Origin of the sequence: Actinosynnema sp. NPDC059797, from assembly GCF_042732085.1 — a bacterium.
Taxonomy (GTDB): domain Bacteria; phylum Actinomycetota; class Actinomycetes; order Mycobacteriales; family Pseudonocardiaceae; genus Actinosynnema.
Map to the genome: position 1 here is coordinate 1 of NZ_JBHWIE010000736.1, position 1,364 is coordinate 1,364.

A 1,364-nucleotide genomic window follows, 5' to 3' on the forward strand; every position below is an offset into this window, starting at 1 on the left:
GACCACGTCGGTGATCTTGCCGATGTCGGCCACGTCCTGGACGGCGGTCAGGTCGTCGATGCTGCCGACCTCGCCGACGCCGACGCCGCTGGTGACGTTGCCGATGTCGCCGATCACGTCACCGGTCTGGGCGATGTCGTGCAGGTCGACGGCGCTGTGGGTGATCTGACCGATCCCGGAGGTGAGGTCACCGGTCAGCACGTCGTCGAGCCGGAGGTTGTCGCCGACCACGTCGGCGACGGCGGTCTGCGCGGCGAGGTCGTGCACGGAGGTGAGCACGTCGGCGTCGAGGTCGTCGACGAGGTCGGCGCCCAGGCCGAGGTCGTCGACCAGGTCGGTGCCCAGGCCGAGGTCGGGGGACGCGACCTGGTCGGCCACGAGCGGCAGGACCTCCTGCACGTCGAGCGGGCTGAGGTCGCCCAGGCCGGCGGCGTCGAGCACGCCCTGGGGGTCGCTCTGGAAGGCGGTCCGCGCGGCCTCGTCGGTCAGCAGGCCGAGGGCGAAGTCCTGCAGGGTCTGGACGGGGTACATCTGTGGTGTGCTCCCGAGCGTTGTCTTGTACGGCCCGGCCAACGTTAGGGATGGGGCATAGGTCACCACATCGGGTGAGATCCCCTGTTGTGGTTGTTACTCGTTGGGGGGTTTCGATTGCTCTGAGTTAGGGGGTTGGGGACAATCCCTCAATCGGTGTCACCCGTGCGGGGTGGAGGTGCTCGCCGGGCGACGTCTCCGGTGGTGGTAGGAAGACCTGGTGAGTAACGAGGCAGACGGGCTGCGGCTCGCGCAGGACGAGGTCGTGGCGCTCGCCAGCGAGTTGATCAGGATCGACACCACCAACACCGGGGACGCCGCCACCCTGGTGGGTGAACGGGCCGCCGCCGAGTGGGTGGCGGAGAAGCTCTCCGAGGTCGGGTACGAGACGACCTACGTCGAGTCGGGGGCCAAGGGGCGGGGCAACGTCATCGCCCGGTTGGCCGGTGCCGACCCGAGCCGGGGAGCGCTGCTCGTGCACGGCCACCTCGACGTGGTGCCCGCCGACGCCTCCGAGTGGTCGGTCCACCCGTTCTCCGGCGCGGTCGAGGACGGGTACGTGTGGGGCCGCGGGGCCGTCGACATGAAGGACATGTGCGCGATGGCGCTGGCCGTCGCGCGGCGCTTCAAGCGCGACGGGATCGTGCCGCCCCGCGACATCGTGTTCGCCTTCCTCGCCGACGAGGAGGCGGGCGGCGTCTGGGGCGCCAAGTGGCTCGTGGACAACCGGCCCGAGCTGTTCGAGGGCGTCACGGAGGCCATCAGCGAGGTCGGCGGGTTCTCGATCACGTTGAAGGATGACGTGCGCGCCTACCTGGTGGAGACCGCGGAGA

2 protein-coding genes are annotated in these 1,364 nt (G+C 69.9%); one reads left to right on the top strand and one right to left on the bottom strand.

From position 1 onward, the window contains the following. Nucleotides 1-531: IniB N-terminal domain-containing protein (locus ACFV4N_RS43785; protein WP_499678609.1), on the bottom strand; the 531-nt coding region annotated here is incomplete at its 3' end. Between the two features lie 220 nt (nucleotides 532-751). On the opposite strand from ACFV4N_RS43785, the gene ACFV4N_RS43790 reads away from it, so the two are divergent. Beyond that, nucleotides 752-1,364: M20/M25/M40 family metallo-hydrolase (locus tag ACFV4N_RS43790; protein WP_499678610.1), on the top strand; the 613-nt coding region annotated here is incomplete at its 3' end.